This window comes from Bradyrhizobium sp. MI1.4, from assembly GCF_055811315.1.
On sequence record NZ_JBVVPP010000001.1, the window covers coordinates 236,548 to 251,201 of the forward strand.

At 64.6% G+C, this 14,654-nt stretch carries 15 protein-coding genes and 1 pseudogene; 7 read left to right on the top strand and 9 right to left on the bottom strand.

Annotated features, from left to right (window positions below; all coding sequences use genetic code 11):
- The first annotated feature begins 22 nt into the window (after positions 1-22).
- From efp to AC0L23_RS01195, 3 genes are all read left to right on the top strand, one after another.
- Positions 23-589 carry an elongation factor P gene (efp, locus tag AC0L23_RS01185; RefSeq protein WP_026232726.1) on the top strand — a complete coding sequence of 189 codons (567 nt, stop codon included), beginning with the start codon at positions 23-25 and terminating at the stop codon, positions 587-589.
- Between the two features lie 23 nt (positions 590-612).
- Positions 613-2,235: a M23 family metallopeptidase gene (locus AC0L23_RS01190; RefSeq protein ID WP_085353465.1), complete on the top strand. Its 1,623-nt coding sequence runs from the start codon at positions 613-615 to the stop codon at positions 2,233-2,235.
- 83 nt (positions 2,236-2,318) lie between these two features.
- Positions 2,319-3,305: a DUF808 domain-containing protein gene (locus AC0L23_RS01195; protein ID WP_018454399.1), complete on the top strand. Its 987-nt coding sequence runs from the start codon at positions 2,319-2,321 to the stop codon at positions 3,303-3,305.
- Positions 3,306-3,335: 30 nt separating this feature from the next.
- Here AC0L23_RS01195 and AC0L23_RS01200 read toward each other — a convergent pair whose 3' ends face one another.
- Both AC0L23_RS01200 and AC0L23_RS01205 read right to left on the bottom strand, forming a co-directional pair.
- Entirely contained in the window at positions 3,336-3,833 is a 498-nt protein-coding gene (locus tag AC0L23_RS01200; protein WP_085353466.1) for a cupin domain-containing protein, read from the bottom strand.
- Positions 3,834-3,854: 21 nt separating this feature from the next.
- Complete coding sequence (locus AC0L23_RS01205) at positions 3,855-4,334, bottom strand: carboxymuconolactone decarboxylase family protein (RefSeq protein ID WP_018454401.1); 480 nt, start codon at positions 4,332-4,334, stop codon at positions 3,855-3,857.
- A gap of 54 nt (positions 4,335-4,388) precedes the next feature.
- Between AC0L23_RS01205 and AC0L23_RS01210 the strand changes: the two genes are divergently transcribed.
- Positions 4,389-4,910, top strand: a complete 522-nt coding sequence (locus AC0L23_RS01210) for a MarR family winged helix-turn-helix transcriptional regulator (RefSeq protein ID WP_018454402.1) — start codon at positions 4,389-4,391, stop codon at positions 4,908-4,910.
- Between the two features lie 27 nt (positions 4,911-4,937).
- Here the strand turns inward: AC0L23_RS01210 and AC0L23_RS01215 are convergent, their stop codons facing one another.
- The 3 genes from AC0L23_RS01215 to AC0L23_RS01225 form a co-directional block, all read right to left on the bottom strand.
- A complete protein-coding gene (locus AC0L23_RS01215; RefSeq protein ID WP_018454403.1) occupies positions 4,938-5,108 on the bottom strand; it encodes a hypothetical protein in 171 nt (56 codons plus the stop codon).
- Positions 5,109-5,193: 85 nt separating this feature from the next.
- Positions 5,194-5,445, bottom strand: a complete 252-nt coding sequence (locus AC0L23_RS01220; RefSeq protein ID WP_018454404.1) for a hypothetical protein — start codon at positions 5,443-5,445, stop codon at positions 5,194-5,196.
- 58 nt (positions 5,446-5,503) lie between these two features.
- A complete protein-coding gene (locus tag AC0L23_RS01225; RefSeq protein ID WP_007591459.1) occupies positions 5,504-5,764 on the bottom strand; it encodes a hypothetical protein in 261 nt (86 codons plus the stop codon).
- A 135-nt stretch (positions 5,765-5,899) separates the two neighbouring features.
- On the opposite strand from AC0L23_RS01225, the gene AC0L23_RS01230 reads away from it, so the two are divergent.
- On the top strand, positions 5,900-7,120 hold the full coding sequence (locus AC0L23_RS01230; protein WP_018454406.1) for a lytic murein transglycosylase: 1,221 nt from the start codon (positions 5,900-5,902) through the stop codon (positions 7,118-7,120).
- Positions 7,121-7,126: 6 nt separating this feature from the next.
- Here AC0L23_RS01230 and AC0L23_RS01235 read toward each other — a convergent pair whose 3' ends face one another.
- The 3 genes from AC0L23_RS01235 to recJ form a co-directional block, all read right to left on the bottom strand.
- Entirely contained in the window at positions 7,127-7,924 is a 798-nt protein-coding gene (locus AC0L23_RS01235) for an aldolase (RefSeq protein WP_085385270.1), read from the bottom strand.
- Positions 7,925-8,033: 109 nt separating this feature from the next.
- Entirely contained in the window at positions 8,034-8,843 is an 810-nt protein-coding gene (locus AC0L23_RS01240) for an SDR family NAD(P)-dependent oxidoreductase (RefSeq protein WP_026232728.1), read from the bottom strand.
- Positions 8,844-8,888: 45 nt separating this feature from the next.
- Positions 8,889-10,730 carry a single-stranded-DNA-specific exonuclease RecJ gene (gene recJ / locus AC0L23_RS01245; protein ID WP_473356756.1) on the bottom strand — a complete coding sequence of 614 codons (1,842 nt, stop codon included), beginning with the start codon at positions 10,728-10,730 and terminating at the stop codon, positions 8,889-8,891.
- Between the two features lie 277 nt (positions 10,731-11,007).
- Between recJ and AC0L23_RS01250 the strand changes: the two genes are divergently transcribed.
- Positions 11,008-12,084 carry a methyl-accepting chemotaxis protein gene (locus AC0L23_RS01250; RefSeq protein WP_085385271.1) on the top strand — a complete coding sequence of 359 codons (1,077 nt, stop codon included), beginning with the start codon at positions 11,008-11,010 and terminating at the stop codon, positions 12,082-12,084.
- 126 nt (positions 12,085-12,210) lie between these two features.
- Here AC0L23_RS01250 and AC0L23_RS01255 read toward each other — a convergent pair whose 3' ends face one another.
- Positions 12,211-13,230, bottom strand: coding sequence for a helix-turn-helix domain-containing protein (locus tag AC0L23_RS01255; protein ID WP_085385272.1), 1,020 nt, complete (start codon positions 13,228-13,230; stop codon positions 12,211-12,213).
- A 367-nt stretch (positions 13,231-13,597) separates the two neighbouring features.
- Between AC0L23_RS01255 and AC0L23_RS01260 the strand changes: the two are divergent.
- Positions 13,598-14,610, top strand: a pseudogene (locus AC0L23_RS01260) (formylglycine-generating enzyme family protein).
- The last annotated feature ends 44 nt before the right edge of the window (positions 14,611-14,654 follow it).

Below are 14,654 nucleotides of genomic sequence, written 5' to 3' on the forward strand. Positions count from 1 at the left end.
CAAGCAAGCAGGAAATACAGCTTTGAGAGTCATCGCCAGTTCTATTCGCAAGGGCAACGTGATCGAGCAAGACGGCAAGCTATATGTCGTCGTGACCGCCGAGAACATCCATCCCGGCAAGGGCACCCCGGTCAGCCAGATCGAAATGCGCCGAATCTCGGACGGGGTAAAGATCTCCGAGCGCTACAAGACCACCGATCAGGTCGAGAAGGCCACAATCGAAGAGCGCAACTACACCTTCCTGTATGAAGATGGTGACGGCTATCACTTCATGAACCCGGAGACCTATGACCAGGTCCAGGTGTCCAAGGATGTGATCGGCGATGCGGCGGCCTATCTTCAGGAGAGCATGACGGTCAAGCTATCGCTGCACGGTTCCAACCCGGTATCGATCGCCCTGCCGCAGCGCGTGACGCTGGAAGTGATCGAGACCGAGCCCGTGACCAAGGGGCAGACCGCCTCCTCGTCCTACAAGCCCGCCGTGCTCTCGAATGGCGTTCGCACCACGGTGCCGCCGCACATCGCCGTCGGCACCCGAATCGTCGTGATGACCGAAGACGGCTCCTACTCCGAGCGTGCCAAGGACTGACGGGACCAAAGCGAGCGCAACAGGTGCCGCCGGGGGGCGAGACAGTGGTTGGGAAAAGTTTCCGCTTCGTCTCGCAACTTCTGGCGTCGCTTTCGCTCCTCATTGCCTCTCCACTTGCTGCGGATGAGTTCCGCAGCCCCTCACTCACGGCGCTGCGCGTCGATTGGCGCGCGGCGCTTGACCAGCTCCGCACCGAAATCAACGTCCATCCCCGGGCCGCGGAAGACTTCATCTTCGCACCCCGTCGTTCGGTGCCGCGCTACGATCCGCGCGCGATGCCGGCGCTGGTGCAGCTCAACGCGATCTCCTCGCAATTCTTCACCGGCATCGCCCGCAGCTCCGTGCCCGTGCTGCTGCCGTTCGACGCTGCCGCGTATCTCGAAGCTCGGCGCAATGGCGCGCCGGCGACCGTCGCGCTGTCGCGCTACCAGGCTGACTTCAATTCCGTCGACCTGTTCGATGCAGGTCCCGCCGGCTACAGCGCGACCTTTTCGTTCGAGCCTGGTACCGGAGACGGCATGCCGAGCCGGGTCTTCGCAAGGCCGGTCGAGGTGCAGATCACGGGCTCGGCGCTGGTCTATGACATTGCCGATCCCTCGGGCGGCAAGGGCGAGCCGGTCAAACCGCTCGCGGCGCTCTACCCGGACCTGCGCAAGTTCATCCGGGAAGGCTATATGCGCTACGCTTTCACCCGTTTCGGCGTCGCCTATGTGGTGTCGATCCAATGCCTCGACAGCGTTGCCAAGCCGCGGCGGCTTGCCTGCAAGGAGGCCTATCCGATCGCCGAGCGCTTCCTGAAGGCGCTGCGCGTGGCGGGCGGCCAGCGCATGCGGCCGCTCACGGACATCGCTTCCAACATTCTCGATCGTCCCACGGTACGCTCCCCGGACTTCACCTACAGGCCGAGCGGCGACATCATCCCGAACACCGGCTATCGCAAGCAGGGCGGCCATCCCGACGTGATGGCCTACGCACAAATCCGGTTTCCTCTCGAGAAGGCGCCCGCGTTCGTGCACTCGCAATCCTATGCCAAGCGCGACAAGATCGAGAGCACGACCGCCTATCCCTGGCGCGACAATTTCTGCGAATCCCGGAGTTTCGAGGTCTGGCAATGCGGCGGCGGCTATGGCCATCAGGGCGAGGACATCCGCGCGGCCGAGTGCCCACCGCCTGGTGAAGGCCGCCAAGCCTGTGATCCCAAGCAGCGCGCCGTCGTCGCCGTGCGGGATGCGAGGGTTATACGCGCTTCCAAGGACCAGGCTGTGACGCTGCAAATCAACAGCCGGAGCGAGCACATTCGCTTCCGCTACATGCATATGAACCCGCAGGCGCTGAACGCGGATGGCCTGCTCAATGGCCGCATCGTATCGGAGGGCGAGAAGATCGGCGTGGTCTCGAACTATCTCGACCATCCCGCCGGCACCTCGATGCACCTGCATTTCGACGTGCAAGTGTTCACCCGCGACGGCTGGATCTGGGTCAGTCCTTACGTCACGCTGGTCTCCGCCTATGAGCGCCTGATCCACGCCCGCGGCCGCGAGGTCGGCCCGGAGATCGCCGGCACGCCACAGCCTGTGGCGCATGCGCTGCCGGAGGACGTGCTCAAGCCGGACCTGCGCGAGGGATCGGGCGGCGACGAGAACTGACGGCTTGCTCCTTCCATTGCCAGGCAGTGCAAAAGCGTGTTGTCGCACACACCGCCCGATGGAAGGCCGAAGGAACTGGGTTGATGAGTGTCGGACTGATTGGTCTTCTCGACGATATCGCAGCGATCGCAAAGGTGGCGGCAGCCTCGCTCGACGATGTCGCGGGCCAAACGGCCAAGGCGGGAGCAAAGGCGGCTGGCGTGGTCATCGATGACGCAGCCGTCACGCCGAACTACGTGATCGGCTTTGCCTCGAAACGCGAACTGCCGATCGTAGGCAAGATTGCGGTTGGGTCGCTGCGCAATAAATTGCTGATCCTGCTGCCCATTGCCCTGTTGCTTGGTTATTTCCTTCCCGCCGCGGTCACGCCGCTGCTCATGCTGGGCGGCGCCTTTCTGTGCTATGAGGGCACCGAGAAGGTGCTCGAAGCCGCGATGCCGCATGATGCGCGCCACCACGAAGCCCAGCCCCAGCCAATTGCATTGAACGCGCGGTCGGTCGAGGACAAGAAAGTCGCAAGCGCCATCAAAACGGATTTCATCCTGTCGGCGGAGATCATGGCGATCACGCTGGCGGCCGTCCCGGCGGGCAGCATCTGGACCCAGGCGCTCGTGCTCGCACTCGTCGCCATTTTCATCACTGTTGGAGTCTACGGCGTGGTCGCCTTGATCGTGAAGGCGGACGATGTCGGCCTGGCCCTTGCGCGGTATGACGGCGCCTCGCTTGTTGGCGGCGCAATCCGATTGCTTGGACGTGCGCTGGTCCGCGGCATGCCTGTCTTCCTGGCGGTGCTGAGCACCATCGGCACCGCCGCGATGATCTGGGTCGGTGGCGGCATCATCCTGCACGGCATCGAACAATACGGCCCACCGGTAGTCGGCCATACGGTTCATGCCGCGACCGAGGCTGCCGCGCACCGCCTTCCCTCCATTGCCGGCACCGTCGGATGGGCGGTCGAGGCAGCCATTTCAGGCGTTATTGGGCTCCTTGTCGGCGCAGTTGCGATACCGGCCGTCACATACGGTCTTTCACCGCTATGGAAACGTCTGAAGCGATCGCAGCCGACCTGAACAAAAGCGGCTGCAGATTGCGGGTGCCGGCTACTCCAGCAACGTCGTGAGTTGCGCGCCCTCGTCCGCCACGAACACGGCAATCAATTCCGCCGGCTCCGTGGTGCTGGCATTGGCCGAGACCAGATGCGTCGAGCCGGGCGGCTCGAAGAAGGACTGGCCGACGCCGAACGTCTCGACCGGGCCGCCGCCGAGCTGGGAGCGGATCTCGCCCTTGGTTATGTAGGCGGTGACGGATCCTGCGTGACGATGCGGCCGCGAGAACCCGCCAGGGCCGTAGAACACGCGCACGATGGTGACGCGCTTGCCCGGCACGTTCGGCAGCGCGTAGGAGTCGATCGGCTCGACCTTGTCCAGCGGCGAGCTTTCGGCGGCGGTGGCGCAGAGCGGCGCGAGTGCGCCGGAAATGGTGTCCATCGTCACCGGCAACGCCTTGCCGATCGCAAGCGCGCACGCAAGCCCGCCGACGACGGCGATCGCCATCGAACGCGATGGCGCCAATGTGGTGGGCAAACTTACTACCGTCATCACGATCTCCCTTCGTTGCAATCAGGATGCCGCCGCATTCGCTGCGACCGGTCGCTTCGCCGGTGTCCAGCGAAACGCCGCACCGAAACGATTCCAGACGTTGATCGAGGCAACCGCAGAGGTCAGGTACGTCAGTTCGGTCTCGGAGAATTCACGGCTCGCCTCGGCATACACGCCCTCGCCGACTCCGTCGGGCAGGCAGGTCAGCGCCTCGGTCCAGGCCAGCGCGGCACGTTCGCGCGCGGAAAAGATCGGCGCCTCGCGCCAGACCACGACCAAATTGAGCTTGTCGACGGGCACGCCGATCCGCTCCGAAAGCAGGATGTGATGCTGCACGCAGAAGGCGCAGCCGTTGATCTGCGATGCCCGGAGCTTGACCAGTTCGAGAAGCTGCTTGTCGAGACCGGCCTTGGCCGCCACCTGGCCGAGCGCCAGCACCAGCTCATACGCATCCGGCGCGATCTTCTTGAAATCCTCGTATTCGCTGCGGGCGTGTGACATTGCCGTTCACCTCGTGGTATTGTAAGACCGCTTACATCTTATAAGAGCACTTACATGTTGCGCAAGTCGCCCAGTATCACGAGATCGAAATCCCGGCGCAAGACTGCCAAGCCTGACGCCGTGCGCGTGCCAGCCCCAGGGGAAGGCAAGCGCGGCGAGCAAGGCTATCTCGGCTATCTCTTGCGCCAGGCCCACGCCGCAGTCCGTCTGACGATGGAGCGGTCGCTCGCCGATCTCGGTGTCACCTCACCGCAATTCGCGGTGCTGACCATGCTCAACGCCTATCCGGGCCTCTCGGGCGCCGACGTTGCCCGCCTCACCTTTCTGACGCCCCAGACCGTCGGCGTCATCATCCGCAATCTCGAGCGTGACGGCGCGATTGTGATGACGCCGCATCCCGTCCACGGCCGCATCCAGCAATGGACGCTGACGCCGCGCGGCACGGCGCTTTTGAAAGCGTGCCGGGAAAGGGTGATTGCGTTGGAGAAGCGGCTGGCCGCCGGGCTCGATGTCAAGGCCGAGGCAAGCATTCGCCGCTGGCTCGCAGGCATCGCGGCCGATTTGCAGGAGGACTAGGCGAAGCGCGCTTGCCGCTGGCGGGACCTAGTCGCCGCCTCCGCCGTCGCCACCGTCCGAATCCGGGAAGTCACTGACGGCGCCGTGGCCTTGAATACCGCGCCCAAAGTTCTCCGCGAGGATCATCAGGACGACGACGAACAACCCGGCGCCGAACGGCCAGGGATTGGCGCGGATGATGTCGAACAGCTCCTGCATTCACGCATTGTGCGCAGACGGAAGCGAATCGACCGTAAAGTGACAGGCTCAAAATTGGGGATATCCGACCCGTTGCAGGCGCGCCCTACCCGCCCTTCAACACTTTCTTAACCTCGCCATCGGGCCAGGTCTCGCCCGCTGCGATCACCCGCACGCGGCTTTGATCGGCGTCGTTCACCAGCTCATGCGAACTCACCCGCTCGCCGCTTCGCTCCAGGTGCAGATCGGTTTCGGGCTTCCAGCTCAGTGTGGTGGCGAGATCGCCAGGGAAAATCTGCCATTGTGATCCGTCGTCGAGCTCGACGACGTGGCTCTCTGCATGCGCGCGTATCTTCATTCGACCCCGAATTCTCGACGGAAGGCGGGCCCCGACCATCGGCCGGGGCCCCGCTCCGTTAGTCGTTGTCGTGATGAATCACGGTCTTTTCGCGGTTACCGAATTCATCTTCCTTCTTGATGACGGTGGTGCGGTCGGCAGGCTCGCGCTCCTTGATCACGGTGGTGCGATCACGATCGCGGTCACGCTCTCGATATTCCGGGGACTGTCCGACGGTCACGCCGGCGCCGACCGGACCAACATGAACACCGACTTCGTCGGCGAATGCGGGGGCTGCGATAGCGGTGACCATGGCGGCCGCAAACAGATATTTCCTCATCTCGTCCTCCTCGATTGCATGCGGAGGGAATGCGTGAGTGCGACAATTTGTTCCGGAAGGAACAGGACGGACGTCCCGTTCCCGACCCTCCAGGAACCGACTCACAGGAGCCGCATTTCCCGCTACAATAAGTCGATGAAACACGCTGATTCCTCGATCCATCATACCCGCCGCGCCTTCACGATCGGCGCCGCCACCCTGCTCGCTTTCCCGACGCATGTCTTCGCCGCACCTCCAGGCTTCGACGAATGGCGTGAGGGTTTTCGCGCTCGTGCCATGGCCAAGGGCATCTCGGCTGCGACATGGCAGCGTGCGATGGCGCGGGTCGAGCCCGACATGAGCGTGTTCAAGCAGATGCGGAACCAGCCCGAATTTCATGAGCAGGTCTGGCAATACATCAACCGTCGCGTCTCCGACTGGCGCATCATCAACGGCAAGATCGCGCTGAAGAACAACGAGGCGCTGCTCGCGCGCATCGAGCGCGATTTCGGCGTCGAGCGCGGCACGCTGCTGGCGCTGTGGGGCGTCGAGTCCGCCTATGGCGATCCGCTGGTGCAGCAGAACCACATGACGCCGGTGTTTCCCTCGCTCGCCGCCCTCGCCTGGAACGAACCGCGACGCAAGGCCTATTGGGAAACCGAGCTGATCAACGCGCTACGCATCGTCGACAAGGGCTGGAGCACGCCGGAGCAGATGCAGGGATCCTGGGCCGGCGCGATGGGGCATTCGCAATGGATGCCGGAAGTCTGGCTCAATGTCGGCATCGACTATGATGGCGACGGCAAGGTGTCGCCGTTCGGCAAGCCCGACGACGCGCTGGGCTCGACGGCAAAATATCTCGTCAATCGCGGCAAGTGGCACCGCGGCGAGCATTGGGGCTACGAGGTGCGCACGCCCGGTGAGATGAGCGGCAGCCGGACCTATGCGGCTTGGCAGGCGGCCGGCGTCACCCGCGCCGACGGCCAGCCGTTTCCGCAAGCCTCCGCATCCGCGCAGATGTGGACGCCGGTTGCGGGCGGGCCGACGTTTCTGCTGGGACCGAATTTCAACGCGGTGAAGAGCTACAATCCCTCGATGAACTATGCCCTGGCGATCTGCCATCTCGGCGACCGCTGCCTCGGCGCCCCGCCTTTCATCCAGCCGTTCCCCGGCTCCGAGCGCGCGCTGACACTCGCCGAGGTGCAGGAGATGCAGACGCGCCTGACCAAGGCGGGCTTCGACACCGGCGGCACCGACGGCCGCGTCGGCAACGACACGATGAAGGCAATCAAGGATTTTCAGCAGAGGGCCGGTATCGTGCCTGCGGACGGCTATGGCGGGCTGAAGGTGCTGGCGAAGCTACGCCAGGGGTCTTAGGCCGGCTCAATGCCGGTATTGCGGCTCCTCCGCATCGAGCTGCCGCCGGATCGCCGCAAGATGCAGCCGTGCAGATTCGGAATCGCCCTCGCGCATCTGCCTGTAGGTCTCGGCTGCAATCGCGGGATCGACCGGCAGCACCTGTCGCCCGGTCGACATCGCCAGCACCTGCACCTCGGCGGCGCGTTCGAGATAGTAGAGATCGTCCCAGGCCTCCGCGATGGTCGGTGCCAGCACCATCACGCCGTGATGCTTCATGAAGATGATATCGGCATCCCCAACGGCGGATGCGATGCGCGCACCTTCGCGGTTGTCGAGCGCAAGGCCATTGTAGTCGCGGTCCACGGCCGTGCGACCATAGAACTTCAGCGCGGTCTGGCCGGCCCAGATCAGCGGATCGCCTTCGGTCATCGACAGCGCCGTGGCGTAGGGCATGTGGGTGTGGAAGGCGACCTTGGCGCGCGGCAGGCGCTTGTGCATCTCGGCATGGATGTAGAACGCGGTCGCCTCGGGTACGCCCTCGCCGTCGAGCACGCTGCCGTGGAAATCGCAGATCAGCAGCTTTGACGCGGTCAGCTCGCGGAAGGCGTAGCCGTAAGGGTTGACCAGGAAGAGATCGTCATGGCCCGGCACCACGGCCGAGAAGTGGTTGCAGATGCCCTCCTCAAAGCCGTTGCGCGCAGCCATCCGAAAGCAGGCGGCAAGATCCTCGCGCGCGCTGCGGATCGCGTCGGTGACGAGGTCCGGACGGTTCGAGCGGAACGTTGCTGGCGTGGAGGACGAAGAGTGAAGGCTGTGCGCCATGGCGGAAGGACACCTCTGTCGTTCGGAAGACGCCCGCGTTGTACAGGTCCGACGCCTGCGCGTCAGCCCCCGCGGGCGCCACCCTGCCCTTCGCAGCCCGCGCGACGGCCTATTGCCGCCGCGGCACGCCGCCGGCATTCATGCCGCCGTCGATGACGAGCTCGCTGCCGGTGACGTAGCACGAGGCATCGGAGGCCAGATACAGCACGCCGGAGGCAATCTCAGAAGCATGGCCGGCGCGGCCGAGCGGCGTGACGAGGCGCGCACGCTCCTCGGGATCGATCGGTGCATTGCCCTGGTTGCCGGTCGCGCCGGTCGGGATCTTGCCCCAGATCGGGGTGTCGATGATGCCGGGATGGACGGAGTTGACGCGGATGCCGTCGCCGGCGGCCGCGCACTCCATCGCGATCGACTTCGCGAACAGCCGCACGCCGCCCTTGGTCGCCGAATAGGCCGACAGCCCAGGCGCGCCGCGCAGGCCCGCGAGCGAGGACATCATGACGATCGAGCCGCCGCCGGTCTTGCGCATCAAGGGCAGGCAATGCTTGACCGAGAGGAAGACGCCGTCGAGGTTGATCGCGTTCTGCTTGCGCCAGTCGCTAAGCGTCATGTCGACGATCGAGGGCACGGCGATGCCGATGCCGGCGTTGGAGACGAGAATATCAAGCCGGCCAAAGCGCTTCGCGATCTCGGCTGTGATCTCGATCCAGCGCTCTTCACTGGTGACGTCCTGCTCCAGGAAAATCGCCTTGCCGTCGGCCTTGGTGATGCGATTGGCGAGCTCGGGGCCGCGCAGCTCGTCGATGTCGGTGGCAATGACGGTGGCGCCCTCGCGCGCGAATAGCTCGACGACGGCTTCGCCGATGCCGGAGGCGCCGCCCGTCACCAGCGCCACTTTACCCTCAACCTGCCCTGCCATGTTCACTCCCAGTTTTGCTGTTAGCTTTTTTGTTGTTTGCCGGGCCTATCTAATCATGGATGGTCCCTGATCGGGTAGCGCGACGTCGATGACGCGGAATTGCACACGCTCGGCGCCCTGATAGCGATCGACCGACAATGATCCCGCGACATGCAATTGCTGGCCGCGATTGGCAACGAGCGCGTTGCCGAGCTTCTGTCCGATCGAACGGAACGCGATGCCGTTGACGATGGCGCCGTCGCCCGACTTGAAGCGTAGCCTCAAATGTGCCTGTCCCACCTCGTCGGCATAGACGAGCTGGTGCGCCGGCAGCGCCAACACGGCTTCCGGATTGCCGCTGCCGAAGGGACCCGCGCGGTTGAGCGTCGCTGCAAGCTCGGTCGTCACCGCGCGCGCGGAGACCGCGCCGTCGATGTAGAGCTCGTTGACGTGGCGCGCCTCGGCAACGTCGCGCCCCAACGCATTCTCGAGGTAGGCGCGAAACTCGGCGAGTTTTTCCTTCCGTAGCGTGACCCCCGCAGCCATCGCGTGGCCGCCCCCCTTCAGCAGAATGCCATCGGCGACCGCCTGCCGCACGGCCTTGCCGATATCGACGCCGGCAATCGAACGGCCGGAGCCGGTGCCGATGCCGCCGGGCTCCAGCGCGATCGCAAAGGCGGGCCGCGAGAACTTCTCCTTCAACCGGGACGCAACGAGACCGACCACGCCGGGATGCCAGCCTTCGGAGGCCGTGACGATCACGCCGATCTTGTCCTCGAGCCCGATCGAGGCGAGCGCCTCGGCTTCGGCCTGCGCTTCGGCCGCCTGCTCGATGACCCGGCGCTCGCTGTTGAGGCGGTCGAGTTCGGCGGCGATCCGCGCGGCCTCGACGCTGTCACCCTCCAAAAGCAGGCGCACGCCGAGATCGGCGCGGCCGATGCGACCGCCGGCATTGATGCGCGGCCCCAGCATGAAGCCGAGATGCCAGGCCTCCGGCGGGCCGTTGAGCCGCGCCACGTCCATCAGCGCTGTGTGGCCGACATGGTCGCGCCGCCGCATCGCGATCAGGCCCTTGGCGACGAACGCGCGGTTGAGACCGATCAGCGGCGCGACATCAGCAACCGTGCCGAGCGCGACGTGATGCAGCATGCCGAGCAGATCCGGCTCGGGCATCTCCGCATTCCAGAAGCCGCGCTGGCGTAATTCACGATTGACCGCGACCAGCGTCACCAGCACGAGGCCGACGGCGGCGAGATGGCCGAGGCCGGAGAGATCGTCGAGCCGGTTCGGATTGACCAGCGCGTCGACCTCCGGCAGCTCCGTGCCGGCCTGATGATGGTCGATCACGACGACGGACATGCCGATACGTTTTGCTTCGGCGAGCGGCTCGATGCTGGTGGTGCCGCAATCGACGGTGACGAGCAGCGTGGCGCCCTTTTCGGCCAGCGCGCGCACGGCTTCCGTGTTGGGCCCGTAGCCCTCGAAGATGCGGTCGGGAATGTGGATCAGCGGATCGAGCCCGCAATGCCGCAGATGCCAGGTCAGCAGCGCCGCCGAGGTCGCGCCGTCGACATCGTAGTCGCCGAAGATCGCGACCTTCTCGCCGTTCGCTGCGGCATCCGCGATCCGCTTCGCGGCGGCCTCCATCTCCGTCACCGTGAACGGGTCCGGCAGAAGCTTGCGGATGGTGGGATCGAGGAAATCTGCGACGGCGTCGCTGTCGACGCCGCGGCCTGCCAGCGCCCGCGCCAGGAGCTCGGGCAGTTGGTGGCGCTGCACGATGGCAAGCGCTTTCGCCGCCCCGCGGGCATCCAGCCGGTCGCGCCAAAGCTTGTCGGTGAGCGAGCGCGCCACTCCCAGGAACGCCTGGGGCGCTTCGACGGGCAAGGCGGTAGCGGGCGGCGTCATGAACAGCTGTCGGTTTGAGGAACCTGGGAGCCGGAGGGATTGCATCGTCCGGCCGACGGACGATTGGCCCGCAATCCCTCGGGATTTGCAACGTCTGCGCGGCACAAAGCGGTGGATTGCCGCTTTGCTACCCGGACTGACTATCATTTGAGCATTCCGCAAAACAGCAAATTAAGCAGGCGTTAGGCGGAATCTTCGAAAAAGAATCGTATTCGATCTGTCAGTGATTGTTCCGGGTTCGTTGCAGATCAGACCTCATTGCCAAGGGAAGCCCCCGATGTCTGCTGCGCTGGGTCTCAAAGCCAAGCCGATCGCAAATGAACCCGCTAATGATGATTCCGACATCTCCGCGCTGATCAACCGCCTCACGGCGGAGGTCAACCAGATCGCGGTCGACAAGACCAAGGCGATCCAGCAGATCACCAACCAGATGAAGATGCTGGCGCTGAACGCGTTGATCGAAAGCTCGCGCGCCGGCGCGCAGGGCGCGGGCTTCGCGGTGGTGGCGCAGGAGGTCCGCGGCGTCGGCCAGCAGGTCGAGACTATCGCCCGCGAACTCGAAAGCCAGCTGACCAAGCGCACCGGCGACCTCGTCGCCTCGATCGACCGCATGAGCCAGCGCTCGCGCGGCGAGCGCATGGTCGACCTCTCGCTCAACGCCATCGAGCTGATCGACCGCAACCTCTATGAACGGACCTGCGACGTGCGCTGGTGGGCGACCGATTCCGCGCTGGTCGATTGCGCGGCCTCGCCCGACGCCGCGGCCGTGTCCCATGCCTCGCAGCGTCTCGGTGTGATCCTAGGAGCCTACACCGTCTATCTCGACCTCTGGCTCTGCGATCTCGACGGCAACGTCATCGCCAACGGCCGCGCCGACCGCTTTCGCGCTGTCGGCCAGAACGTCGCCCACACCAAATGGTTTCGCGAGGCCAAGACCCTGCGCTCCGGCGACGACTATGTCGCCGGCGACGTCGAGAACCAGCCGCTGCTCGGCAATGCCCAGGTCGCGACCTATTGCGCCAGCGTCCGCGCCGGCGGCCAGGCCAACGGCGCGCCGATCGGGGTGCTCGCCATCCATTTCGACTGGGAGGCGCAGGCCCGCGCCATCGTGCAAGGCGTGCGCGTTGGCGACAGCGACAAGGCGCGCGTGCTGCTGGTCGACTCCAATCTTCGCGTGATCGCCGCTTCCGACGGACAAGGCATTCTCAGCGAACGCATCTCGCTGTCGCTCAACGGCCAGCGTTCCGGCTTCTACCAGGACGGCTCGGGCACGCTGGTCGCGTTCCATGCGACGCCCGGCTACGAGACCTATCGCGGCCTGGGCTGGTACGGCGTGATCGTCTGCGGGGCCTGAAGCTGGAGGCGGCTCGCCTATCCAACTCAAAACCGTGAAAACAACCCCATACACGGTAGCCATCCGGTTGTTTTCATGACAGTTTTTTCGCCGTTTGACGCCTGCAAAACACTGGCATGCATGCCATCATGGCGTCGTTCGCGGTCCAGGCTCAAAGCGCGAGGCTCTGGCGATCTCGTCTTCGGCGGCCTGCACCGCCGCGATTCCGAGCGTTTGCGACGGACGCTCTCCGAACATTGCCAGGTAGTATTGCGAGAACCGGCCGAGTTCGTAAAAGCCCTGCTGCATGGCGACCGCTGTCACGGTGGTCGAGCCGGGTGCGCTCTGGTGCAGGATCGAATGAACAGCGCAAAGACGCTTGTGCCTGAGGAAGCTGACCGGGCCGAGACCGAATACCTCCTGAAACGCGCGGTGAAGGGTGCGCCGCGATACGCCGAGCGCCGCGCAGATTTCCGACACGTGCACCGGACGGGTGCCGGCGTCGTCGAGAAACTCCTCGACCTTGCGGATCAGCCGTCGCGCGGAAGGGAGCCAGCCATTGCCGTCGGGTGGCAGCGACGACGCGACGTTGGTAGCCATGCATTCGGCGATCGATCGTTTCCAGAAATCGGCTGTTGATGGCGTCAGTCCGTATTTGTTGTCGCGCAGGTGCGACATGATCCGGACCAGGCGGCGCGAGGCGATTGCGCCGCTCTCGATGTCCGCGCGGAAATGACCGCGGCTGCGCCAGGTGTCAGGATCACTCAGCCGTGCTTTTCCGGCGAACAGCGTCGCGACCTCGTTGAGGTCGAACCGCATGGCGGCGTAAGCGGAGCCGCCGTGAAAAACCCCGTCATGTTCGAGCAGCGGCGGAATGACGAGCACATCGTTGAGCTGCATGTCGAACGACCAGTGGGCGACGCGCTCTTCAGCCGCGAGCAGCATGCCGATGATCAGTCTGTCGTCGCTGGAAACCCGCTGCGTGCGCATGCCGACGTTGAATGCACCGATGCTGAGCGAGAAGTCGCCGATGCCGACATGGGACAACGTTCCGCGCAACCGACCGCGGCCGAGTTGCATCACATCGACATGCGAGCCATGGACGGCCTGCTGAAGTCCTTCGAAACCGTCCAGCTTGCGCGAATCAACCAGGAGGACTTGCCCCATGGCTGTACCCTGTTACTGAAGCGCGACAATTCTGCGGCAGGCGAGGCCTCACCAACTCCCCCGCAGACTGGCACAAACTGCACATCACAGCCGTCCAGTCTTCGGGTACCGTTTGCAACCTTAGCGATATTGAGCGGACGCGCTTTGCGGAAGGCAGAGCGCACGCGGCATGGATTTGCCGCGTGCTCGAAGACGTGCGTGCAAAGGAAGGAGATCTGGACGCAATGCAGCGCCCTCCTCTCCCCGGAGCGCCAAAAAAGTGGGGACTAGACAATGCGTCTAATGGGCCGGGCAAAGAGCCATCGTCGAAGTCTGCCAAAGTTGGCGCAGTAGCATCAGGTGGAATGCGCGTATCGGAGCTTCCACCATGTTGCGAGCGGATCTGGATCACTGCGAGTGGGTGCCGGATGATTTGAAGACCGGCGAGATGGTCTTCATTCCCGGCGGAACCTTTCGCATGGGATCCGACCATCATTATCCCGAGGAAGCGCCGAGCCATCGAGTCGCTGTCGACGGCTTCTGCATTGACCGCACGCCCGTGACCAACCGGCAGTTCAAGCAGTTCGTCACCGCAACCGGCCATGTCACCGAGGCGCAGATCGTTCCCGATCCGAAGGACTATCCGGGCGCGCTGGCAGAGATGCTCTACGCGGGATCGCGGGTGTTCTCACCGCTGCCGCGCATCACCGATCTCACCGACTGGAGCCAGTGGTGGACATTCCTGCGCGGCGCCAACTGGCGTCATCCCTATGGTCCTGGCAGCAACATCGAGGATCTCGACGATCATCCCGTCGTCCACGTCTCCTTTAGCGATGCGGCAGCCTATGCCCACTGGGCCGGCAAGGGCCTGCCGACGGAGGCGGAATGGGAATTTGCGGCGCGTGGCGGCCTCGAGGCGGAGGAATACGCCTGGGGCGATGCGCTGATGCCGGGCGGCAAACACATGGCCAATATCTGGCAGGGCAACTTCCCCGTCCAGAATCTCGGCGAGGATGGGTACGAGCGTACCTCGCCGGTCATGGCCTTCCCGCCGAACGGCTACGGCCTCTACGACATGATCGGCAATGTCTGGGAGTGGACCTCCGACTGGTGGTCGTCAAACACGCCGCCGACGCCGCAAAACCCTGCTGCATCCCCAAAAATCCCCGCGGCGGCGGTGAGCACACAAGCTACGACCCTCGCCTCCCCGACATCCAGATTCCGCTCAAGGTCCTCAAGGGCGGCTCGCACCTCTGCGCGCCGAACTATTGCCGCCGATACCGCCCGGCCGCGCGGCACGCCGAGCCCGTCGATACCTCGACCAGCCATGTCGGGTTCCGCTGCGTAGTGCGATTGCCGTCTGTAACCGAACGCCGACACGAAGGACGTGCTGCAATCTAGCGCGCGCCGCTGGTGGTGGCTGGCGCCAGCGGTGCGCTCCGCGC